Origin of the sequence: Streptomyces sp. 2323.1 (genome assembly GCF_900221035.1) — a bacterium.
In the GTDB taxonomy this organism is placed as follows: Bacteria; Actinomycetota; Actinomycetes; order Streptomycetales; family Streptomycetaceae; genus Streptomyces; species Streptomyces sioyaensis.
In genome coordinates this window covers 7,493,152-7,514,593 of sequence record NZ_LT907981.1, presented here as the reverse complement: position 1 = coordinate 7,514,593, position 21,442 = coordinate 7,493,152, and the positions used below count along the sequence as shown (strand labels likewise).

Below are 21,442 nucleotides of genomic sequence, written 5' to 3'. Positions count from 1 at the left end.
TCGGCGCGCTGGAGTGCGCCAGGCAAGGGCGTTGCCGGTGGAAGCCTGCGGGCGTGGCTGGGCCCGGGCCGCAGCCGCGGGCGGAGATGTCACTGGGGCGTGGGCGCGTGGGACAGGAGTGCGGGCCAGTCCTGGGCGACGGCCCAGTCGGTGAAGCTGTGCCAGCTGACTTCCGGGTAGTCACGGCGTAGCCCGGTGACGTCGACGTCGAGGCCGACGGTGGCGAAGTATTCGAACATGGCTGCCAGGTCGGCCGATCGGCTCCGGACGTAGGCCAGGGGTACTTCCTGGTGGGCGACCGGGAGGCCGAGGGCGGTCGCGAGGATCTGCGCCATCTGGCTGGGGGTGCACTCGTCGGAGGCGATGTCGATGCGGTGGCCGGCGAAGTCGTCAGGGCGCTGGAGGGCCAGCGCGGCGAATGCGCCGATGTCGGCGGCGGGGATGAGCGTGAGGGGCCGGTCGGCAGGCATGGGCCAGGCGAAGGTGCCGTCGCGCAGACCATCGAGAGTCCAGCCGCTGGCGTAGTTGTCCATGAACGCCGCCGGGGCGATCACTGTCCAGGGCACCCCGGCCGCACGCAGGTTCCGCTCGACCAGGCGCTTGCTCTCGTAATGCGGGACGCCGGTGCGCCGGTCGGCGTGAGCGGCGGACGTGAACACGATGTGCCCGAGGCGGGCCTCTGCCGCGGCATCGACCAAAGCCTTGCCCTGTCGGACTTCGGTGGCAGTGTCGGTGCCGAACGGGGTGGTGACCGCGAAGAGGGAGTCCGCTCCGGCGAGGGCAGCCTCCAGCGACGGGCGGTTGTCGAAGTCGGCATGGCGCACCTCGGCACCGAGACCGTGCAAAGCGTCGGCCGCGGGCGAGTTGGGATGACGGGTGAGTGCACGCACCCGGTGCCCAGCCGCCAGCAGGGCGCGGGCGGTGGCTCCGCCCTGGGCTCCGGTGGCTCCGGTGACGGCGATGGTGAGCATGGTTCTCCAAAATTGGTAGTATCACTGCGTGACGCATTAACTGCGTCGCACAGAAGATTACGGGATTTTGCTGCGTCGCGCAGTAATTTGGAGTGTGATCCAGATGCCAGACTCACGTCGGGCCCGGCTGTACGAGGAGTTGTCGAGGGAGTCCCGCCGTTACCTGGCGGCCTACGTGCTGTTCAACCAGGCCATCGCCGACCATCTCGGACTGCACCCAACCGACGTGCAGTGTCTGAGCCTGCTGACCGCAGAGTCCGGGCCGCTCACGGTCAAGCAGGTCGCCGACATGACGGGCCTGACCACGGGCTCGGCCACACGCCTGGTCGACCGGCTCGAACGTGGCGGCTACGTGCTCCGCGCCCCCGACCCACAAGACCGCCGTCGCGTGCTGGTCAGTCCGGTGCCGGATCGCATTGCCCGTGTCACCGCGGTGTGGGACGACCTCGGCCAGACCTGGCAGGCGCTCCTCGACGGCCACACCGAGGACGAACTTGAGGTGATCACCCGGCACATGCGACGGGCACACGACCTCAGCCACGCCCAAATGCAGCGCTTGCGGTCCCGGCCGAAGCCAGACTGAGTCCGGGAAACGCCAGTCCACCGACCGGACGCCGATGAGATGGCGCCGGGACAGCTCTTCCCGCCATTGCCCTGGACGTCAGCTGGCCGCTACTGCTTGCTCCCGTTGCCTACGCTGCCCGGGCATGGTGGGCCCGGAACCGAGGTCGAGAGGGTTGCGTGAACTGCACGCAAGATTAAGGCAGTTGAGGCCGCGCCGGGAGGACCACCGCCTGGGGCGTCGGGCGTTACCGCTCCTGTTCCACCAATTGCTTCAGCTGCTGGAGGTCGGTCCGCAGGCCCCGTTCGATCGCGGCCGCCTGGGCGAATCCCTGTGGTCCGCCGAACGCCTCCTTGACCGTGCCCGGGTCGTACTCGAAGCGGGCCTGGAGCCGGGTGTGCTCCTGGTCGATGGGCAGCAGCGAGAAGGTACCCGCCAGATCGGGTCCGCTGGTGGTGTGCCACCTCATGACGTTTTCCGTGCTGTCGTCGGTGATCTGGACGTCGCACTCCTTCGCCTGGCCACCCGCGTCGAGGTCCAGATGCGTCCGGTCCGTCCCCTGCGACCGGGCCTCGCGGACACCGTCGACGCACCGCGGATAGGTCTCCGCGCGGTGGAGGCAGTCCCAGGCCGTTTCGAGGGGAACGCTGATGTCGATGTGTTCTTCGAGAGTGCTCATCGCGCACCTCTCAGCTCGGTTCACGGCTACCACTCCAGGGTGCTCCGGGCGGGGGCCGGAGGCGACCCGGCCCGAGGATGTCCGGTGCCGCCGGGGCGGGCCGGGTGGCGGTCGGCGGTCCGGCCGCGGGGCCGGTCTACGGTGGCCCGGTGACAGCGAGTGCACAGAAGCGGGAGTGCCGTCGCGATCTGTGGGCGGTTGCGGGTGCGGTAGCTCTGTTCGTGCTGGCGGCAGTGGTCGGGCGGGTCCTCAACCGGACCGTGTACGGGGCCGAGGGAATTCTGCGGCTGGAGTGGCCACCGCTGTACGCCTGGTGGCTGCCGCATGTCGGCCCCGGCACTCCGGCGGCGCTGGCCGTGGCCGCGCTGGTGGTGGTGCAGGGGCCGGCGGCCGCGCGGCGGCTGCCGTGGCGGGTGCTGGTGGCGGCCGTATGGGGCGCGGCGATGGCCTGGACCTGGTCGCTCGCGCTGGTCGACGGATGGGGCCGGGGCGTCGCCGAGCGGCTGACCACCAGCCTGGAGTATCTGCAGTCGGTGGACCGGGTCCGTCACCTGGGCGTTTTCCTGAGCGACTTCACCCACCACATCCTGGTCGGCTCGCCGGACCTCTGGCCGGCGCATGTGGCCGGTCATCCGCCGGGTGCGCTGCTGACGTTCGTCGGGCTGGACCGGATAGGACTGGGCGGCGGCGCCTGGGCCGCCGCCTGGTGCGTCACCGTGGGGTCCTCGCTCACCGCGGCCGTCATGGTGACCGTCCGCGCGCTGTGCGGTGAGGCACTGGCGCGCCGGGCCGCCCCGTTCGTCGCCCTCGCCCCGGCGGCGGTGTGGATCGGGGTCAGCGCCGACGGCTACTTCGCGGGTGTCGCCGCCTGGGCCGTCGCCCTGCTGGCCCTGGCGGCCACCCGCCGTACCCGGGCGCCCCGGCTGACCGCGCTGGGCGCGGGGCTGCTGCTCGGCTGGGCCTGGTACCTCTCCTACGGCCTGACGTTGCTCGTCGTGCTCGGGGCCGCGGTGCTGCTGCTCGCGCGCTCGGCCCGCCCGCTGCCCTATGTGGGTGCGGGCGTCCTGGTGTGGGTGGTGGCCTTCACCTGGGGCGGGTTCTGGTGGCCGGACGGCTATACGACGCTGGTCGAGCGGTACTACCAAGGTGCCGCGAAGGTACGCCCGTACGGCTATTTCCTGTGGGCGAACCTCGCGGCCCAGGTGGCGAGCGTGGGATTGGCGACCGTCGCCGGTCTGCGCCGGGCCGCCGGTGCGGTGTGGCCGGCGGTGCGCGGGACGCGGCGCGCGGCGCCGGCCGGTCGGGGCGCCCTTGCCGTCCTGGTCGCGGCGGGGCTGGGCATGGTGCTGCTCGCGGATGTGTCCGGGATGAGCAAGGCGGAGACCGAACGGATCTGGCTGCCCTTCGCGGTGTGGCTGCTGCCCGCGTGCGCCCTGCTGCCGGCCCGCACCCACCGCTGGTGGCTGGCCGCGCAGGCCGTCCTCGCCCTGCTGGTCAACCATCTGCTGCTGACCGGCTGGTGAGCGGGCACAGCGGCCGTACGGGGTCGCGGGGGCGGCACGGGTTCGCGGGTTCCCGGGCGTCCGCTCTTGCCCCGCCTGGCGGCGGAGCCGGGGCGCACGCCGCCCTACTCCGCCGCCTTCTGCTGCGACAGCGGAATGTCGTCCCATTCGGCGGTGAGCCGGTCGATCACCTCGACCACCCCGTCCACGCTTTCGCACATCCGCACGGCGATGGGGACCAGGCTGGTGCGGTCCAAGGTGCCGGTGAGGGTCACCGAGCCATTGGAGACATCGACCGTCACCGTGGACGGTGGCACCCCGAGCGTGCGGGTGAGCACCTCCTCCAGCACCTCTTCCTGGATGGCGCGGTCGCGGCGCAGGAACAGCCGCACGAGGTCGCTGCGGCTGATCACGCCGATCAGCCGCCCGGCGTCGTCGATCACGGGCAGCCGCTTGACCTTCTTCTGCTCCATGAGCTTGGCCGCCTCCACGACGCTCCACCCGGGCCGGGCCACCACGGCGGGGCTCGTCATGATCGCTTCGGCGGTGGTCGACCCGAGCTTCGCGATCTGCCGGCGCAGCAGATCGGCTTCGGATACCACCCCCACCACCTGCTCGTCCTCGTCGACGACGGGGACAGCGGTGATCTCATATTCGTCGAGCAGACGGGCAATCTCCTTGAAGGTCGTGCCCCGTTGGACGACGACGGCATGGGGAGTCATCAGGTCTGCCACACAGCGGTGCCTCATTTCGGCCAGTCCCTCCGGGTCTGCCCGGGCCGTCTCTGGTGACGCCACGGGCGGGTCATCCGGTACTGCCAAGCCTGCCTCGCGAGGGGCGGGCCTGCCGCGCACCGGTGCAACTTGCATGGGGTGAAGGGGCCCGGGGAGGCGGAACCGTCCCGGGCCGGGGTGATCACGGGGCCGTTGTCAGCCGCCCCCGGCGGCCGGGCAACGGCACGGTGTGCAGCGCAAGAGGCACGGGCCGTGAGGGCGGAACCCCGTTCCGTCCCGCGTGCGGCCCCTCCGGCGTCGGGGGCCTGCGGCCGGCGGTCCGATGCCGTGCTCGCCGCGTTCAGTCATGCTCGCCGCGCTCAGTCATGGGGGACCACGGCGACCGGGCAGGACACGTGGTGGATGGCGGCGTGCGCCACCGGTCCGACGCGCGGTGCGAGCAGCGGACGGTGCAGCCGGCGGCCGACGGCCAGGAGCTCGGCCCCGAAGACCGTCTGGACCAGGGCGCGGGTCGGGCTCTCCGGGAGGACGGTCTGCTGCACCAGCACCTCGGGAAACCGCTCACACCACGGGCGGATGGCGTCCCGCAGCTCGATGTCCGCCTCTTTGGTGAGCTCCTTCTCGGCATCGGGGTCGATGCCCCAGGGGGTGTAGGCGTGCACGGGCAGCGGGCGCCCGTGGACGGCCTGCAGGGGAAGGCCACGGCTCGCCGCGGCGTCGAAGGCGAAGGCGAGCAGCCGCTCGCAGGGCCCGCGCAGGCCGAGGCCGACGACCACCCGGGCGTCGGAAGCCGGCGTGGTGCCGTCCGGGCGTTCCTGACCTGGCGGTTTCGCCCGGTCACCGGCCCGGACGAGGATCACCGGCCCCTTCGCCCGGCCCACCACGTCCAAACTGACATCCCCGAGCACATAGCTCTCCCAGACCCCTAGGGCCCGCGAACCGAGCACGAGCATCTGCGACTCGGCGGCCGCCTGCAGCAGCGCCGCCTCGGCCTCGGACCCCACCAGATCCTCGATGATCTGCAGCCCCGGGTGGCGCGTACGCACCTCGTCCCGGGCCCGGCGCACAATCTGCCGGGCGCCGGCGTTCTGGTCGCGGTCCGCGGGGGTGTCCGGCGCCTCGGCGGCCAGCAGGATCCAGGCATGGAGCAGCCGCAGGACCGACTGCCGCCGGTCCGCCTCGTCAGCCGCCCAGTGCGCGGCGGCCAGGCTCTCCGGCGAGCCGTCGAGCCCGACGGTGATGATTTCCGGCTCCATATCTGTCCTTCTTTCGCGCTCCGAGGTCCGACCGCATCGGCCCGTCGGGGCGACCGCGGCGGTCCCGTGGGACGTAGCTGCATGCCCCACGGAAAGGCGGCGTACGGGTGCGACGGGGCAGTGGGTGGCCCATCGGTGCTCCTCCTCGGCGGGTGCGCGCGGGGCCGGGCGACATGCCCACCCCAGCTACCGAGCCTGCTGGATGCCCCGGCCCGGCACCAAGGAGTCGATGGGCGCTGCAAGGAGACCGAACGGCCCGCCGACGCCCTGCCATATGGCCCTTGACCGGATGTGCCGGACCCGCTCCGCCATACCGCGCCGGACGACCTCAGGACCGTCGGGCCGGACGACCTCATGCCCCTCGGGCCGCACCGGCCGCGGTGCGCACCCCTCCGCCTCGCTCATGACGCCTCCAGAGGTACGACGTCCGGCCCCTGTCCCCATCGTGGCCCCTCGTGCAGGGGCGTGCCAGGCCACACAGCCGCGGGCCGGGTTCGGCCGCCGCACAAGGCACACCGGAGTGGCGCAAGCGGTGTCGCGTCCGGTGGGCGCCCAGGCGGAGGGGGCGGCGTCTTCCGGGTGCGCGGAGTGCCGGCCCGGCGACGGGGTACCCGGTTCGGAGAGGCGGGCGGGGGCCCGTCGGCGTCGGCAGGAGGGAATCCGCATGGCCATCGCCAAGACCGGCATCCTGGTACTGGATTGCACGGAGCCCGCGCCACTGGCGGACTTCTATGCACAATTCCTCGGCGGAGAAGCACGGATCGGGAGCAGCCCGGACTACATCGAAGTCGTCGAGGGCGGCCAGATCCACCTTGCGATTCGGCGGGACCCGGGCGCGGCCCCGGCCAGTTGGCCCCGCCCCGACGACTCACAACAGGCTCATCTGCACTTCCTCGTCCCTGAGGACAACATGGACGAGGCCGAGCGCGAGGCCGTCGCGCTCGGCGCGCGGCCGCTGGAGACGCGCGAGAACCACGGGCCCTATGACGCCCGCCGCTATGCGGATCCCGCGGGCCACCCCTTCGTCCTCGCCGCGAGCGAGGGGCACGCGCTGGGGCAGGCGAACTGAACGAGCCGTCGGCCGGTGGCGGACCGGAACGGCCAGGGGCGGCGGGAGGACCACGTCCCCGCATCGGCAACGGCCCGACGGATCACCGTCTCGGATGATCCGCCGGGCCGTATGCCGTTCTCCGTGCCGGGCTCCGTTCCCCGGAGCCATCCGGTCAGACGGCGGCGCGCTGCTCCTTGCGGCGGCGCAGCACCAGGAACGTACCGGTCACGCCCCCCGCCACCACGGCCGCGCCGATGGCGACCGGAAGGACGACGGAGCCGGCGGAGTCACCGGCCGCGGCGGCGTTCTGCATCGCCGGGCCCGGGTCGATGGTCGTGTCGACCGGTGCGACATGCCGCACCGGGCCGACCGACTTGACCGAGCCGTCGGTGTTGAGGAGCACCTGCTTGTTGTTCGGGTGCCGGAAGTCGAACATGCCGTTCAGCGAGCCCGCCCGGGCGTCGAAGGACGCATCGCCGATCTGCCCGGTGTGCCAGTTGTGCTCGATGAACTTGATGATCGAGGTCTGCTCGGTCCGGGTGTGGTCGATCTTGTTGACCTTGCTGTACGGCGAGATCACCAGCAGCGGCTGCCGGGTGCCGGGACCGCAGCGGTCCTTGTAGCCGCCGGCGGCCGCGGGGCCCGCCTGGCAGGCCGGGCTGTCGGTGGCCTTGCCGTTGGAGCCGGTGCTGGTGTCCTTGGAGCCGTTGCGCGGCTTGACGAAGGTGTGGTCGTACCAGCCGTCGGAGTCGTCATAGGCAATGACGACGGCGGTGTCCTTCCACTGCGGCGACTGCTGGATGCGGTTGATCTGCTGGACCAGGAAGTGCTGTTCGTCGATCGGGTCGGAGTAGGCGGCGTGCGCGTCCTGGTACGCGGGGGCCTTGAGGAAGCTGACGGCCGGCAGCTTGCCCGCCTTGAGCACGGCGTCGAAGTCGCTCAGGTCGTAGTTGTGGTTGGCCTGCCCGGCGTGGCCGACCTCGCTGACGCTCTTCGGCGGCAGGTGGTGCGGGTTGGACGTCGACTTGTAGTACTCGAACGGCGAGTGGTGCGGGCTGTAGTCGACGGCCGCCGCTCCCCCGATGTTGGCGTGGGTGGTCCCGCCGCACTTGGCATAGTGCCCCGCCTGGCCGTCCCACGCGGTGCTGGGCCGGAAGCCGCCCTGGAACCAACCCCAGCTGACATGGCGGGAGTTGAGGACGTCACCGATGTTGCGCCCCTGCATCGCGGCGAGCGCGTTCTTGCTGGTGTGGTCCTTGTTGGAGCAGTCGTCGTAGGCCGGGTCCGGGTCCTTGACCATGGTGCCGACGCCCTTGGCATCCGGCGACTGCACGGCGTGCGGATCGGGCGTGGCGGTCTGCTTGGGGTGCTCCGTGCCGGAGGCCGGGTCCATGGAGACGACGCCGTGCGTCTGCCCGGAGATCAGGTTGATCGCGCCCGGTGAGGAGGGGCCGTAGACCGAGCTGAAGGAGCGGTCGTTGAGGGAGTAGTGCTGGGCGTAGTTCCACAGCCCGGTGACGGTGTTGCCGTCGTAGTAGTCCATCACCAGTCCGGGCTCGCCGTAGAGCCCGCCGGAGCACTTGCCGGAGTCGGTGTTCTCGACGAACTTGTCGGCCTTGCCGCCGTTGTACGCGTACTGCTCGGGCCCGTAGTCGTGGTTCTGGTCGCAGGTCAGGGCCTGCTCGGGGGTGAGCCGCTTGGGCGCGTACTGGTTGGGGTTGTGCTTGAGCAGCCCCGCGGTGCGCAGGTTGTCGATGTCCCGGGGAGTGCGCGGCGAGGGGGTGAACTTGGTGCCGTCGGTGTTGGCGGCCTTCGGGTACGTCGCGAAGTAGTGGTCGAACGAGATGTTCTCGTCGAAGAGCACGACCACGTGCTTGATGGGGGTGGCCGTACGGGAGGAGTCGGGCGCTCCGGCCGCCGCCCATGCGGGCCCGCCGGCACCCAGGGCCGCGAGGGCCGCGGCACCCGTGAGGGCCCCCAGACTCCGTATCGTTGCTCGTCTTCCCCTACTGGCCATGCTGGTTCACCCTCCGGGCAGGGACGTGTCGGTGCCGTACGGCCGGGATGTTCTGCCGGTCGGACGGCGGTGCGGCAGAGCCATGATGGCCTGAGAGTGAACACTGGGTCAGGTAACCCAGGCCAAACCTTGACCGCGTGTTGACCCTTCGGGCCCGGAGGCGGCCGCCGGTCATGCCAGCAAGGCCCGGCCGTACCAGTCGGCTTCGCCACGGACGCCGGGCAGAGCGAAGAAGTATCCGCCCCCGAAGGGCTTGATGTAGTCCGCCAGCGGCTCGCCGGCCAGCCTGCGTTGCACGGTCTCGAACTGGCGGGCAAGGTCCTGCTGGTAGCAGCAGAACAGCAGGCCCATGTCGAGGTTGCCGTTGCTGTCCGTCCCGTTGTCGTAGTTGTAGGCACGACGCAGCAGGCGCTGGTCGTCGGTGGCCGCGGTCCGTGGGTTGGCCAGCCGGATATGGCTGTCCAGGGGGATCACATCGCCCTTGGGATCGCCGGGATAGTGCGGCGTGTCGTGTTCGGCGTCGCCGTCCAGGGGTGCTCCGGTCTCCCGGGCGCGGCCGAACATCCGCTCCTGTTCGGTCAGCGACACCCGGTCCCAGAACTCCACCAGCATGCGGATCAGCCGCACCACTTGGTAGCTGCCGCCGACCGCCCAGTCCGGCTCGCCCGCGCCCCGCCCCACCCACACCAGACGGTCCATCTCGCGGGCGGAGCGGGCGTCCGGGTTGGCCGTACCGTCCTTGAACCCCAGGAGGTTGCGGGGCGTCCCGGACGGCCGGGGCGGGCTGGTGAAGCCGTCCAGCCGCCAGCGCACCTGCATCCCGCCCCGGGTGTGCCGGGCGAGGTCGCGCAGGGCGTGCAGCACGGTGTCCGTGTCGTCCGCGCACAGCTGGATGCTCAGGTCGCCGTGGCACCACTCGGCCCGGAGGTCGTCGTCCGGGAAGGAGGGCATGGTGGTCAGGTGGCGCGGCGCCCGGCCGTGCAGCCCGAACCGTTCGTCGAACAGGGCCGCGCCCACGCCGACCGTCACCGACAGCGCGCCGGCGGGGACCTGCGGCCCCAGGAGGCCCGAGTCGGCGGGCGGGCCGGTGATGCCGACGGGTGCCGGCAGTCCGCCGCCGGTCAGGAAGCGGGCCCGGGCCGTGACGGTGCGCAGCAGGTCGGCCAGTTCGCGGCGGTCCCCGGCGGTGACGTCGAACGCGGTGAACGCCGTGACCCGGCGGGGCGGCGCGAGCACCGAAGCCTGCCGCGGGCCGTGGAACGGAACCGGGAGCGCGGCTTCCGCCAGCAGCCCCGGGCCCGGCACCGGCACCGTCGCGCCGGCCGCCGGCAGACCGTCGCCGGGCGCGGCGCCGCCGGCCGCCAGACCGGCCCCGGCCAGTGCGGCACCCCGCAGGAATCCCCGTCGCCCGACACCGTTCATGCCCGTCACACCGTTCTCCGCGCATCGCACAGCGTCGCCACCGACGCCAGTCGTTCCACCAGGTCTCCGAGGGCCGCGTCGACGCGCTCCCGCCGGGCCCGGTCCAGCTGGGCCGGCGAGGTCCACCGGCCGCCTCGCCGGAAGCCGTCGAGCAGCCGCTGCGTGCGGTCCAGTTCGTCCTCCAGCTGCCGCAGACCGGGGTAGCGGGTGACCAGCAGGGGGCGCAGTCGGCTGAGGACGGCGCGGGTTCCGTCGAGGTTGGCGCGGGCGGTGGCGAGGTTGCTGCCGCTGCCGTAGTCGGTCCGCCCGGTCAGCTCGAACTCGATGGTGTTCTCCAGGATTTCGTGCGCCCGCAGGCCGAGGTCGGCCGGGTCCATCCGCTCCTGCGCCCAGTCGTCCCGGAGCTTGCCCACGGAGGCGACGAGCGCGGCGGCCGGTGCGCGCAGGGCGGCGGCCGACTGCCCGTGCCACAGCCCGTATTCGAGGCGGTGGAAGCCGGTGAACGCGGGGTCCCGGTCGCCCTTCGGCAGACCGGCGCCGGTGCCGTTGATCTGCTGGTCCGCGTCGCCGAAGGTGCCGTACGCCGCGCCCAGCCGTTCATAGGCGAGGTGTGCGGGCAGCCAGGCGTTGCGGGCGCCCGCGAGGTCCCCGCGGGCGACGGCGTCCCGTAGCGTCCCGGTCCGGCCGACGAGGTCGTCCAGGCCGCGCCCGACCCACTTCTGGTAGTCCAGTGCCGGGGGAATCAGGTCGTGCTGGGTGAGCGGAGCCGCGGCCGGGCCCGCGGGGCCGCCGCCGTCGATCCGGACCGTGGGCCCGGTGACCGCGTCGGCATCGTCCGGCAGGCACATGAACGCGTAGTACCCCTGGCCCAGCCGGACCCGCAGCCGGCGGGTGGTCCCGGGGCCGAGCCCCTCCACCTCGCCGTAAACCGCCCCGTTCCGCGGGGACTTGAGGTAGACCTCGGCCGCGGTGTCGGAGGTGTTGTGCAGCTCGAAGACCTGCGTCCCGGGGCGGGCGTGTGCCCAGCCCCGGCCGCAACCGCTCGGCGAGACCTCGACGGTGGTGTGCGGCAGCCCGTCCGCCGTGCCCCGGCCGTCCCCCGCCGCGCCCCCCGGGCCGTCGGCCAGCACCAGCGTCACCAGTAGGCCGGCGACGAGGAGCGCGCCCCCGACACCCCGCACACGGGCGGACCGCAGCCATGGGGGGCCGGATCGTGGCACTACCGGCCTCCCGGGGGTCGTTCACAGCACGCGCGCGCGTACCTGGTGCAGGCAGAACAGGGCCTCGGTCCCGGCACGTCCACCTGCCGTGCCCGACGGCAACGCTGCACATGCTAAGCAGCACGCGCCGCCCGAACACCCATTCCCCCGAAGAGATACCAGAACTTCCCGCGTGGTTCACCGGGGCGTCGCCGTACGCGGTCGTCCCGCGGGGCACGGCGGTGCCTCCGTCCGTTCTGGGCAGTCCGGGGCCGTCATGAGGATCGGAGGGCGGCGCATATCGGCTCCGGGCGACTCCGGCCGGGCACACCCCGTCAGACGCCGTACCACCCGATTGGCCCAATGCTCCGGGCGCCCGGGCGGGGCCGGGAGCCGCCGGGAATGGCGGGACATGGTGCGCTCACCGGCCCGTTTGCCCGACGGGCGGAAAGGCCATTCGGGGCCTCCCTGTGTTTCGATCCTTGGGAGGAAATGGGCGCTTTTTCTGCCCGCGGCCCCGTTGCTGCCGTGCACAGGCGCCTTGCTGTCTTCGCAGGCGGTGAATCCGCTCGCGCCCTTCTCACTTCGGGAGTGCGATATGGAATCCGGCGCCAACGTCTGGAACTGCCCATTCGACTATGCCGAGGCTCTTGAATTCGACCCCACACTCAAGCGCCTGCTGACCGAGGAACCGGTCGCCCGCATCCGGCTGCCGTACGGGGAGGGCGAGGCGTGGCTCGTCACCCGGTACGAGGACGTGCGCACGGTGACCACCGACCGGCGCTTCAGCCGCAGTGCCATCATCGGGCGGGACTTCCCCCGTATGACGCCCGAACCGATCGTCCAGGACGAGGCGATCAATGTGATGGACCCGCCCGCCAGCAGCCGCTTGCGGAGCCTGGTCTCCAAGGCCTTCGCGCCGCGTCAAGTGGAGCGCATGCGGGCCCGCACCCGGCATGTCGTGGACGAGCTGCTGGACCGGATGGCCAAGCACGGCTCGCCCGCGGACCTGATGGAGAGCCTGGCCTCCCCGCTGCCGCTGACCACGATCTGCGAGGTGCTCGACATCCCCGAGGCCGACCGCGGCCAGCTGCGTGCGCACGCCCGGACGATGATGAACGTCAGCCTCGACAACCGGGACAAGGCCGTGCGGGCCAAGGCTGAGATGCGCGGCTACTTCAAGACGCTGACCGCGAAGCGTCGTCAGCACCCGGGAGACGACCTGATCAGCGCGCTGGCCACCGCGCGGGACGGCGACGAGGTCCTGGGCGACCAGGAACTCACCGTCATGGCCATGGTGCTGCTCATCACCGGCCAGGACACCACCACCTACGAGATCGGCAACCTCACGTACACGCTGCTGACCCGGCCCGACGACCTGGCCATGCTGCGCTCCCGCCCCGAGATGCTGCCGCAGGCGATGGAGGAGATGCTGCGGTTCATTCCGTTCCGCAAGGGCGTCGGCATCCCCCGGGTCGCCACCGAGGACGTGGAGCTGAGCGGGGTGACGATCCGCGCCGGCGACATCGTGCACGTCTCCTATCTGACGGCCAACCGGGACCCCCGGAAGTTCGACCGGCCCGACGAGCTGGATCTGGAACGTGACAAGCCGTCCCACATGACGTTCGGCTGGGGCGGGCACCACTGCCTGGGCGCCCCGCTCGCCTTCACGGAGCTCGAAGTCGCCCTCGGATCCCTGCTGGAGCGCTTCCCGGAGCTGCGGCTCGCGAAGGCGCCCGAGGACGTGCGCTGGAACACGACCTCGATCTGGCGCTATCCACTGGAGTTGCCGGTCGCCTGGTGAGGGGGCCGGCCCAGCGAAATGCGGATCTCACCCGGCTGGCGTACGGTTACTAGTCGGAAAGATGATCCATCTGCACGGGGAGAGGTCATTCTTCGACTGGCCCGCCAATTCTCTACAAGAGTCGTCAACCCCGGGCCTTTGGGCCCGCCAACGGTTCCTTTGCCCGTTTGACCAGGCACCGTCCCGCGGCGGGTTCCACCGGCCGAATTCGACTCGCATTCTGCGAGGGGAATTGCACAACGGCGGTCCCTGGTCTGCAAGGAGTGCATCCCATGGCGGTTCTGTGCAAACCTGCAATAGCGGTCCCTGAATACGTCATCACCCAAGAGGACACCCTCGAACTCGCACGACGGCTGCACAAGGACCACTCGCAGCTGAAACTGGTGCTCCGGCTGATCGAGCACACCGGCGTCCTCAAACGGCATTTGATCCAGCCGATCGACAAGGTGCTCAAGCACCCGGGCCTCGATGCCCGCAACGCGGTGTACGAGGAGGAGTCCAAGGCCCGTGTCCCCGCGGTGGTGCGTACGGCACTCGACCAGGCCCAACTGGAGCCGCAGCAGATCGACCTGATCGTCTATGTGTCCTGCACCGGCTTCATGATGCCGGCGCTGAGCGCATGGCTCATCAACACCCTGGGCTTCCGGCCGGAGACCCGGCAGATACCGATAGCCCAGCTCGGCTGTGCCGCAGGTGGCGCCGCAATCAACCGGGCACATGACTTCTGCACGGCGTACCCCGACGCCAATGTGCTGATCGTGGCGTGCGAGTTCTGCTCGCTGTGCTACCAGCCCACGGACCTGGGCGTGGGCTCGCTGCTGTCGAACGGCTTGTTCGGGGACGCGGTCGCCGCCGCGGTGGTGCGGGGGAACGGGGGCACCGGCATCAACCTGGAGCGCAACAGCTCGTACCTGATCCCGAACACCGAGGACTGGATCTCCTACGCGGTGCGCTCCACGGGATTCCACTTCCAGTTGGACAAGCGGGTGCCCGGCACCATGAAGCCGCTCGCCCCGGCCCTGCGCACCGTGGCGGAGCAGCACGAATGGAACGCGGGCGACCTGGACTTCTACATCGTCCATGCGGGCGGCCCGCGCATTCTGGACGACCTGTGCCACTTCCTGGACGTACCGCCGGAGGCCTTCCGCTTCAGCCGCGCGACGCTCACCGAGTACGGCAACATCGCCAGCGCGGTGATCCTCGACGCCCTGGGCCGGATGTTCGACGAGGCATCGGCGCTCGACGGGCAGCGCGGTCTGCTGGCGGGCTTCGGGCCCGGCATCACCGCCGAGATCGCCCTGGGCACGTGGACCTCGACCCCGGCGACGGCCAGGTGAGCGCGCGTGCTCGGTGCGCCCGGTGGTGAACCGCCGGGCGCACCGGGCGCACCGGGCGGTCCGCTTCCGCTGCGGCCGGACGCCCCGGGAGCGGGTGCGGGGCCCGGGGCCGCGGGCGCGGGACCGCGGGGGCGGCGGGCGCGGGGCCGCGGGGGCGGCGGGCGCGGGGCCGCGGGGGCGGCGGGCGCGGGGCCGCGGGGGCGGCGGGCGCGGGGCCGCGGGGGCGGCGGGCGCGGGGCCGCGGGGGCGGCGCGGGGCCGCGGGGGCGGCGGGCGGGAGCGTGGCAACAATTGGCACATACGTCTCTTTTGCGTTGAATGGGAATATCTTTACAGATATGTCGGCACGCTTTATGCAGAAGACGAAGGCGGCTTGCCTCCATCACGGCAGGTGAGAGGGCCTGCGGGGCAATTTCCGGGCAATCACGGGCCGCTCCGGGAGTGGGCCGCAACGCGAGGAGAAGAAGACCATGGCACGTGCAGTGGGTATTGACCTCGGTACGACGAACTCGGTGGTCAGTGTGCTGGAGGGCGGCGAGCCCACGGTGATCACCAACGCCGAGGGCGCCCGGACCACCCCGTCGGTGGTGGGCTTCGCCAAGGGCGGGGATGTGCTGGTGGGCGAGGTCGCCAAGCGGCAGGCCGTGACCAACGTGGACCGCACCGCGCGCTCGGTCAAGCGCCACATGGGCGAGGCGGAGTGGCGCTTCCCGGACAGCGGCGACATCGACGGCAAGCGCTACACCGCACAGGAGATCTCCGCGCGGGTGCTGCAGAAGCTCAAGCGCGATGCCGAGGAGTACCTGGGCGAGGACGTGACCGATGCCGTCGTGACCGTTCCGGCGTACTTCAATGACGCCCAGCGCACCGCCACCAAGGAGGCCGGGGAGATCGCGGGCCTGAAGGTGCTGCGGATCGTCAACGAGCCGACCGCCGCCGCCCTGGCCTACGGCCTCGACAAGGAGAACGACCAGACCATCCTGGTCTTCGACCTCGGGGGCGGCACCTTCGACGTCTCGCTGCTGGAGATCGGCGACGGCGTCGTCGAGGTGAAGGCCACCAACGGCGACACCCATCTGGGCGGTGACGACTGGGACCAGCGGATCGTCGATTACCTGACCAAGCAGTTCAAGAACGCGTACGGCATCGATCTGTCCCAGGACAAGATGGCCACCCAGCGGCTGCGGGAGGCCGCCGAGAAGGCGAAGATCGAGCTGTCGGCGGCGACCGAGACCACCATCAATCTGCCGTATCTGAGCGCGACGGCCGACGGCCCGCTGCACCTCGACGAGAAGCTCACCCGCTCCCAGTTCGAGCAGCTGACCAGCGACCTGCTGGAGCGCTGCAAGACGCCGTTCCACAATGCCGTGAAGGACGCCGGAATCAAGATCTCCGACGTCAATCACGTGATCCTGGTCGGCGGCTCGACCCGGATGCCCGCGGTGACCGAGCTGGTCAAGGAGCTGACCGGCAAGGACCCGCACAAGGGCGTCAACCCGGACGAGGTCGTCGCCATCGGCGCCACCCTCCAGGCCGGCGTCCTCAAGGGTGAGGTCAAGGACGTCCTCCTGCTGGACGTCACCCCGCTGTCCCTCGGCATCGAGACCAAGGGCGGCATCATGACCAAGCTCCTGGAACGCAACACCACGATCCCGACCAAGCGCTCCGAGATCTTCACGACGGCCGAGGACAACCAGCCGTCCGTGCAGATCCAGGTCTACCAGGGCGAGCGCGAGATCGCGGCGTACAACAAGAAGCTCGGGATGTTCCAGCTGACCGGTCTGCCGCCGGCCCCGCGCGGGGTCCCGCAGATCGAGGTCTCCTTCGACATCGACGCCAACGGCATCATGCACGTCACGGCCAAGGACCTGGGCACCGGCAAGGAGCAGAAGATGACCGTCACCGGCGGCTCCTCGCTGCCGAAGGACGACATCGACCGGATGGTCCGCGACGCCGAGCACCACGCCGAGGAGGACCGCCGCAAGCGGGAGACCGCGGAGACCCGCAACCAGGGCGAGCAGCTCGTCTACCAGACCGAGAAGTTCCTCAAGGACAACGAGGAGAAGGTGCCCGGTGAGATCAAGAGCGAGGTCGAGACCGCCGTCGGCGAGCTGAAGGAGAAGCTCAAGAACGAGTCCCCCGACGGCGACAACACCGCCGAGATCCGCACCGCCACCGAGAAGCTCGCGGCCGTCTCCCAGAAGCTGGGCCAGGCGATGTACGCCGACGCGCAGGCGCAGTCCCAGGGCTCCGGGCCGACCGCCGAGGGCTCCGGCGAGGGCGGTTCGGGAGCGGCCGGCGGCGAGCAGGACGACGTCGTCGACGCGGAGATCGTGGACGACGACAAGCAGGAGGGAAGCGCACGATGAACCGCCCGCCCCATGTCCGTGGCCTCCCCCACCCTCCGCTGGCGCTCGTCGGACACGGGCCGGAGGAGAGCCCCGGGCCGGTCCCGCCCCGTACCACCGACGGGAAGGAGCCGGCCGAGCGGGACACCGGCAGCCCGTCCGGCGAGGCCCGGGGCGCCGAGCGGCCGGTGCCGCCGGAGGCGGCGCTCCGCGCCGAACTCCGGGAGCGGACGGCCGACCTGCAGCGGCTGAAGGCCGAGTTCGACAATTACCGCAAGCGGGTGCACCGCGATCGTCTGGCGGTGGGCGAGATCGCCGTCGCCAATGTGCTGAGCCGGTTGCTTCCGGTGCTCGACTCGCTGGCCGAGGCCACCGAGCGCGGCGAGGTGACCGGCGGGTTCCAGCGCATCGCCGAGGCGCTGCACACCGAACTGGCGGCGCTGGGCCTCCAGCCGGTCGGCACGGCGGGTGCCCCCTTCGACCCGCAGATCCACGAGGCCCTCACCTTCACCCCCGACGAGCGGCTCGACCGCGCCCTGTGCACCGAGGTCCTCCGCCAGGGCTACCGGGTCGGGGACCATCTGCTGCGGCCAGCACAGGTGGCCGTCGCCGGGCAGCCCCCGGCGGAGTAGCGGGGATCCGCCGCGGGGGGGGATGACTGCCCGTCACCGCACGCACGGGAGGCAACCGCCCGTCACCGCACGGGCATTGCAACTGACGGTCCGTCACCTTACTCTTCCGGCACACCCCCACCGCACCGGGGCGCTCGTTCGGTCTCATCCCTACGACGCGTACGCGGTGCAGCGGGGCGGCACGCCGCGAGCCGCGTGCCGGGAGGACAGCCATGTCCGACGACAGCGCTCGAAGGAACTCCCTCACCCGCCGTACGCTGCTGGGCGGGGCCGCCGCGGGGTTCGCCGCGGCAGCGGGGTTACGCCCCGCGTACCGCATCCCCGCGGGCAGCGCCGCGGCCACCCTCTCCCCTCCGCCGGACTTCCCCGCCGGCATTCCGCTCTCCCAGCAGGCCTTCCGGAACTGGTCGCTGGAGATCGTGGTCGAGAACGTCTGGACCGCGTCGGCCCGCACGCCCGACGACGTCGTCACCCTCGCGAACTGGGCCCATCAGCACGGCTACCGGCTCCGCGCCCGCGGCAAGGGCCACACCTGGTCCCCGCTGGTGCTTCCGGCCGGGGCCGACACCGGCCGTACGGTCCTCGTCGACACCACTGCCCACCTCACGGCGGTCAGCGTGCGCCCCGGCGGCCCAGGGGCCCCCGGCAGCGTCACCGCGCAGGCGGGGGCGACGCTCGACGCCATCCTCGCCCGCCTGGAGGAGTCGGGCCTCGGCCTGGCCACCACCACCGCTCCGGGCGACCTCACCATCGGCGGGGTGCTCGCCATCGGCGGGCACGGCACCGGGGTGCCCACCGCCACCGAGAATCCGCCCGCGGGCGCCGGCTTCGGCACACTGAGTTCCCAGGTCACCTCGCTCACCGCCGTGGTGTGGAGCGAGCCGGCAGGCCGCTACGTCCTCAAGACCTTCACCCGCAGCGACCCGGACATCCGCGCCTTCCTCGTGCACCTGGGGCGCGCCTTCGTCACCGAGGTGACGATGACCGCCGCGGCCAACACCCGGATCCGCTGCCAGAATTGGTACGACGTGAACGTGGCCACCGTCTTCGGACCACCCGGCACCGGCGGGCGCACCCTCGCCTCCTACGTGGACCGCACCGGTCGGATCGAGGCGATCTGGTTCCCGTTCACCGATGTGCCGTGGCTGAAGGTGTGGAGCGTGGCACCGGCCAAACCGCCGTTCGCCAAGCAGCTCGACGGCCCCTACGCCTACACCTTCGCCAACCGCGTCACCGAGGACATGTCGAAGCTGCTCGGGGAGATCGCCGCGGGCGGGGGCGACAAGACACCCGCGTTCACCAAGCTCGCCATGTCCATCGTCGGCTCCGGGCTGATCGTCACCGGCACCTGGGACGTCTGGGGCTGGTCGAAGAACAGCCTGCTGTACGTCGAACCCACGACGCTGCGGATCGTCGAAGCGGGCTGGGCGGTGCTGACGTCCCGGGCGAAGGTGCAGCGGGTGGTGCACGAGTTCTACGCCCGCTACCAGAGCGTGCTCACCGCGTACCAGAGCCGCGGCTCGTACCCCGTCAACGGCCCGATCGAGCTGCGGATCACTGCTACGGACCCGGTCGACGGTCCGCTGCTGTCCCCGGCGCGGGCCCGCCCGGACCGTCCCGAGTGGGACACCGTGGTGTGGCTCGACTTCGCCACCTATCCCGGCACGCCCGGCGCCGGTCCCTTCTTCCGTGAACTGGAACAGTGGATCTGGCAGAACTACACCGGTTCCTACGCGACGGTGCGGCCCGAGTGGTCCAAGGGCTGGGCCTACACGGACGGCGGGCCGTGGACGGACCCCGCCGTACTGGGCGGCACCGTTCCGGCCGCCTTCGGCGACTGGCACACGGCCCGGGAGAAACTGAACTCCTACGACCCGGCGCGGGTGTTCTCCAACGCCTTCCTGGACACGCTGCTGCCCTGAGCGGGGGCGCGCGCTCGCTTCGTTCTAGGCGGGGCGGAGGGTGAGCGCGCCCCTGGGCCCGCCGGCCGTGCACGGGGCGAAGCCGGAGCCGATCGAGTCCAGGAGCGTGCGCAGCCACCGGGAATCGTCCGCGGAGGCGGGCCACAGCCGCATCTGCCGGGACTGCAGCGGGACGATCCGCAGCTCGTGCAGCCGGCCGGTGTCCGGGTCCACCGAGACGAGGTAGAGCAGCCGCAGGTCGTCCCGGTAATGCTCGTAGCCGGTGATGCCCTCGTAGTCGTCGATGAGGTCGCCGCACCCATGGATCACCAGCTTGCCGCGGTACGCCTCCAGGGCCCGGGGGTGGTGCGAGGAGTGTCCGTGGACGACGTCCACCCCGCCGTCGAGGAGGACGTGTGCGAAGGCTGCCTGGTCGCGGGGCACGTGATAGCCCCAGTTGGAACCCCAGTGCACGGAGGCCACCGCGATATCGCCCGGCTGCTTCAGCTGCCGTATCCGGTCGGCGATGCCGGATGCGGCGGCCCGTGAGGGCTCGGCCACGAAGGCGACCCCGGACCGGTCCCCGGTCGCGGCCCAGGTGCCGGGGATGCCGCTGGACGGCATCCCGAACGAGAAGACCAGGACCCGGCGGCCGCCCGCGACGGGGACGATCGCCGGGCGGCTCGCGGCAGCGGCGTCCGCGCCGGCACCGGCCGTCCGCAGCCCCGCCTCCGCCAGCGTGGCGAGGGTCTCCGCCAGGCCGCGGCGGCCGAAGTCGAGGACGTGGTTGTTGGCGAGTACGCAGACGTCCGGGCGGGCGGCGGCCAGGCACGGCAGGTTCGCCGGGTTCATCCGGTAGTGGATCGCCTTGTCGGGCTCGAAGTCGGAGTACCGGGTGACGCTGGTCTCCAGATTGATCACCCGGGCGACGGGCGCCGCCTCGTCGAGCGCCGTCAGCGCCTCGCCCCACGGCCAGGAGAAGGCGGCCGGACGGGGAACGGGACCGTTCGCCGCCTCCGCCAGCGCGACGTAGTCACGGGCGTCCCGGGAGTAGCCCTCGCGCAGCGCCGGATCTCCGGGATGCGGCAGGATCTGGTCGACGCCACGGCCGAGCATGACGTCACCGCAGAGGAACAGCGTGAGCAAGTCACCGCCCATTCCCCCAGGTTAGGTCCGGACGGCCGGGGTTTCTCGGCGGACCGGCGGGCGCCCGGCGCCCCGGCTCCGGGAGCGGCGGACCGGCCGTGGTCAGACGGGGAGCCCGGCACCCTGACGGGCCGGCTGTCCGGTGAAGTAGTGCACGTACTCGTGCCGCAGCCGGAAGCCGGCGGTCCAGGCGAGCAGCCGGCTGGGGCGGTGGTCGCGGGAGCAGGTCCAGCTGGGGGTGCGGCCGCGGGCGGCGATGTCCCGGCACAGGGCGCTCACGCAGGCCAGGGCCAGGCCCCGGCGGCGGTGCGCGGGGTCGGTGAAGCAGGCGACGTCCTCGTACGCGGTGCCGTGGACGTAGGTGCAGGCGACGGCGAGCATCCGGTCCCGGTCGAGGGCCGCCCAGCCGAGCCCGGAGGCGGCGAGCCCGGCCGGGCCGCCCCAGCTGGCGTGGATCCACGCCGCGTCCGCCGCGAGGGCGGTGAGCGCCGGCGCATCCTCGGGTGCCAGTCTGCGGACCGTCACGCCGTGCGGGGGGCGCGGCATCGCTGCCGGCACCCGGTGCACGAAGAGCATCCGCTCCCACGGCACGATCAGACCGAAGGCGTTGCCCAGCGCCGGCAGGAAGCAGCCGGCCGCCCGTACGTAGTGCGCATCGAAGACCGCGAGGGCCTCGGGGGCCAGGGCGCTCGGATCGCCGCGGAGTAGCACATGGCCGGCGCAGGCCACGGCCACGGTGCGGGGCCCGACGGCGCGGTCGGCCCACCAGCGGCCGGTTCCGGTGGCCCGCACATGCTCGGCCAGCGCGGCCGTCCCCGGTGCTCCGGCGGCGAACCAGCGGGTGAGGGTGGGGAGTTGGGCCGGGGCGAGTTCGATCACGGG

General features: G+C 71.7%; 17 protein-coding genes. 8 read left to right on the top strand and 9 right to left on the bottom strand.

From position 1 onward, the window contains the following. Positions 1 to 89 precede the first annotated feature (89 nt). Positions 90 to 971 (bottom strand): NmrA/HSCARG family protein, encoded by an 882-nt coding sequence (locus CPH93_RS32490; protein WP_096214888.1) that lies wholly within the window; start codon positions 969 to 971, stop codon positions 90 to 92. Positions 972 to 1,074: 103 nt separating this feature from the next. Between CPH93_RS32490 and CPH93_RS32485 the strand changes: the two genes are divergently transcribed. Next, a complete protein-coding gene (locus CPH93_RS32485; RefSeq protein ID WP_093481713.1) occupies positions 1,075 to 1,554 on the top strand; it encodes a MarR family winged helix-turn-helix transcriptional regulator in 480 nt (159 codons plus the stop codon). A 226-nt stretch (positions 1,555 to 1,780) separates the two neighbouring features. Here the strand turns inward: CPH93_RS32485 and CPH93_RS32480 are convergent, their stop codons facing one another. Further along, positions 1,781 to 2,212, bottom strand: a complete 432-nt coding sequence (locus tag CPH93_RS32480) for an SRPBCC family protein (RefSeq protein ID WP_093481715.1) — start codon at positions 2,210 to 2,212, stop codon at positions 1,781 to 1,783. A gap of 77 nt (positions 2,213 to 2,289) precedes the next feature. On the opposite strand from CPH93_RS32480, the gene CPH93_RS32475 reads away from it, so the two are divergent. Then, a complete protein-coding gene (locus CPH93_RS32475) occupies positions 2,290 to 3,735 on the top strand; it encodes a hypothetical protein (protein ID WP_096214887.1) in 1,446 nt (481 codons plus the stop codon). 104 nt (positions 3,736 to 3,839) lie between these two features. On the opposite strand, the gene CPH93_RS32470 is transcribed toward CPH93_RS32475, so the two are convergent. Both CPH93_RS32470 and CPH93_RS32465 read right to left on the bottom strand, forming a co-directional pair. Next, positions 3,840 to 4,463 (bottom strand): CBS domain-containing protein, encoded by a 624-nt coding sequence (locus CPH93_RS32470; protein ID WP_096214886.1) that lies wholly within the window; start codon positions 4,461 to 4,463, stop codon positions 3,840 to 3,842. A 344-nt stretch (positions 4,464 to 4,807) separates the two neighbouring features. Next, positions 4,808 to 5,704 (bottom strand): universal stress protein, encoded by an 897-nt coding sequence (locus CPH93_RS32465; RefSeq protein WP_096214885.1) that lies wholly within the window; start codon positions 5,702 to 5,704, stop codon positions 4,808 to 4,810. Between the two features lie 664 nt (positions 5,705 to 6,368). Between CPH93_RS32465 and CPH93_RS32455 the strand changes: the two genes are divergently transcribed. Continuing rightward, a complete protein-coding gene (locus CPH93_RS32455; protein ID WP_096214883.1) occupies positions 6,369 to 6,773 on the top strand; it encodes a VOC family protein in 405 nt (134 codons plus the stop codon). A gap of 154 nt (positions 6,774 to 6,927) precedes the next feature. Here CPH93_RS32455 and CPH93_RS32450 read toward each other — a convergent pair whose 3' ends face one another. The 3 genes from CPH93_RS32450 to CPH93_RS32440 all read right to left on the bottom strand — a co-directional run bounded on the left by CPH93_RS32450 (position 6,928) and on the right by CPH93_RS32440 (position 11,375). Next, a complete protein-coding gene (locus tag CPH93_RS32450; RefSeq protein ID WP_096214882.1) occupies positions 6,928 to 8,772 on the bottom strand; it encodes a phospholipase C in 1,845 nt (614 codons plus the stop codon). Positions 8,773 to 8,943: 171 nt separating this feature from the next. Further along, positions 8,944 to 10,194, bottom strand: coding sequence for an iron uptake transporter deferrochelatase/peroxidase subunit (gene efeB / locus CPH93_RS32445; protein WP_096215676.1), 1,251 nt, complete (start codon positions 10,192 to 10,194; stop codon positions 8,944 to 8,946). Between the two features lie 5 nt (positions 10,195 to 10,199). Then, positions 10,200 to 11,375, bottom strand: a complete 1,176-nt coding sequence (locus tag CPH93_RS32440; protein WP_096214881.1) for an EfeM/EfeO family lipoprotein — start codon at positions 11,373 to 11,375, stop codon at positions 10,200 to 10,202. Between the two features lie 616 nt (positions 11,376 to 11,991). On the opposite strand from CPH93_RS32440, the gene CPH93_RS32435 reads away from it, so the two are divergent. The 5 genes from CPH93_RS32435 to CPH93_RS32410 all read left to right on the top strand — a co-directional run bounded on the left by CPH93_RS32435 (position 11,992) and on the right by CPH93_RS32410 (position 19,435). Then, positions 11,992 to 13,197, top strand: coding sequence for a cytochrome P450 (locus CPH93_RS32435; protein ID WP_096214880.1), 1,206 nt, complete (start codon positions 11,992 to 11,994; stop codon positions 13,195 to 13,197). 272 nt (positions 13,198 to 13,469) lie between these two features. Further along, positions 13,470 to 14,534: a type III polyketide synthase gene (locus CPH93_RS32430; RefSeq protein WP_096214879.1), complete on the top strand. Its 1,065-nt coding sequence runs from the start codon at positions 13,470 to 13,472 to the stop codon at positions 14,532 to 14,534. Between the two features lie 469 nt (positions 14,535 to 15,003). Then, on the top strand, positions 15,004 to 16,902 hold the full coding sequence (dnaK, locus tag CPH93_RS32420) for a molecular chaperone DnaK (RefSeq protein WP_093648502.1): 1,899 nt from the start codon (positions 15,004 to 15,006) through the stop codon (positions 16,900 to 16,902). Next, entirely contained in the window at positions 16,899 to 17,513 is a 615-nt protein-coding gene (gene grpE / locus CPH93_RS32415; RefSeq protein WP_096214878.1) for a nucleotide exchange factor GrpE, read from the top strand. Before dnaK ends, grpE begins: the two co-directional genes overlap by 4 nt. A gap of 212 nt (positions 17,514 to 17,725) precedes the next feature. Then, positions 17,726 to 19,435 (top strand): cholesterol oxidase substrate-binding domain-containing protein, encoded by a 1,710-nt coding sequence (locus CPH93_RS32410; protein ID WP_096214877.1) that lies wholly within the window; start codon positions 17,726 to 17,728, stop codon positions 19,433 to 19,435. A gap of 24 nt (positions 19,436 to 19,459) precedes the next feature. Here the strand turns inward: CPH93_RS32410 and CPH93_RS32405 are convergent, their stop codons facing one another. After that, positions 19,460 to 20,572, bottom strand: coding sequence for a CapA family protein (locus tag CPH93_RS32405; RefSeq protein ID WP_096214876.1), 1,113 nt, complete (start codon positions 20,570 to 20,572; stop codon positions 19,460 to 19,462). 90 nt (positions 20,573 to 20,662) lie between these two features. Next, a complete protein-coding gene (locus CPH93_RS32400) occupies positions 20,663 to 21,439 on the bottom strand; it encodes a GNAT family N-acetyltransferase (RefSeq protein ID WP_096214875.1) in 777 nt (258 codons plus the stop codon). Positions 21,440 to 21,442 lie beyond the last annotated feature (3 nt).

Bases quoted from the DNA above. Each gene is read 5' to 3' on its own strand.
- efeB (WP_096215676.1), bottom strand. From the start codon at position 10,194: ATGAACGGTGTCGGGCGACGGGGATTCCTGCGGGGTGCCGCACTGGCC.
- CPH93_RS32470 (WP_096214886.1), bottom strand. From the start codon at position 4,463: ATGAGGCACCGCTGTGTGGCAGACCTGATGACTCCCCATGCCGTCGTC.
- CPH93_RS32430 (WP_096214879.1), top strand. From the start codon at position 13,470: ATGGCGGTTCTGTGCAAACCTGCAATAGCGGTCCCTGAATACGTCATC.
- CPH93_RS32480 (WP_093481715.1), bottom strand. From the start codon at position 2,212: ATGAGCACTCTCGAAGAACACATCGACATCAGCGTTCCCCTCGAAACG.
- CPH93_RS32465 (WP_096214885.1), bottom strand. From the start codon at position 5,704: ATGGAGCCGGAAATCATCACCGTCGGGCTCGACGGCTCGCCGGAGAGC.
- dnaK (WP_093648502.1), top strand. From the start codon at position 15,004: ATGGCACGTGCAGTGGGTATTGACCTCGGTACGACGAACTCGGTGGTC.
- CPH93_RS32475 (WP_096214887.1), top strand. From the start codon at position 2,290: ATGTCCGGTGCCGCCGGGGCGGGCCGGGTGGCGGTCGGCGGTCCGGCC.
- CPH93_RS32490 (WP_096214888.1), bottom strand. From the start codon at position 971: ATGCTCACCATCGCCGTCACCGGAGCCACCGGAGCCCAGGGCGGAGCC.
- CPH93_RS32485 (WP_093481713.1), top strand. From the start codon at position 1,075: ATGCCAGACTCACGTCGGGCCCGGCTGTACGAGGAGTTGTCGAGGGAG.
- CPH93_RS32435 (WP_096214880.1), top strand. From the start codon at position 11,992: ATGGAATCCGGCGCCAACGTCTGGAACTGCCCATTCGACTATGCCGAG.
- CPH93_RS32450 (WP_096214882.1), bottom strand. From the start codon at position 8,772: ATGGCCAGTAGGGGAAGACGAGCAACGATACGGAGTCTGGGGGCCCTC.
- CPH93_RS32410 (WP_096214877.1), top strand. From the start codon at position 17,726: ATGTCCGACGACAGCGCTCGAAGGAACTCCCTCACCCGCCGTACGCTG.
- CPH93_RS32455 (WP_096214883.1), top strand. From the start codon at position 6,369: ATGGCCATCGCCAAGACCGGCATCCTGGTACTGGATTGCACGGAGCCC.
- CPH93_RS32405 (WP_096214876.1), bottom strand. From the start codon at position 20,572: ATGGGCGGTGACTTGCTCACGCTGTTCCTCTGCGGTGACGTCATGCTC.
- grpE (WP_096214878.1), top strand. From the start codon at position 16,899: ATGAACCGCCCGCCCCATGTCCGTGGCCTCCCCCACCCTCCGCTGGCG.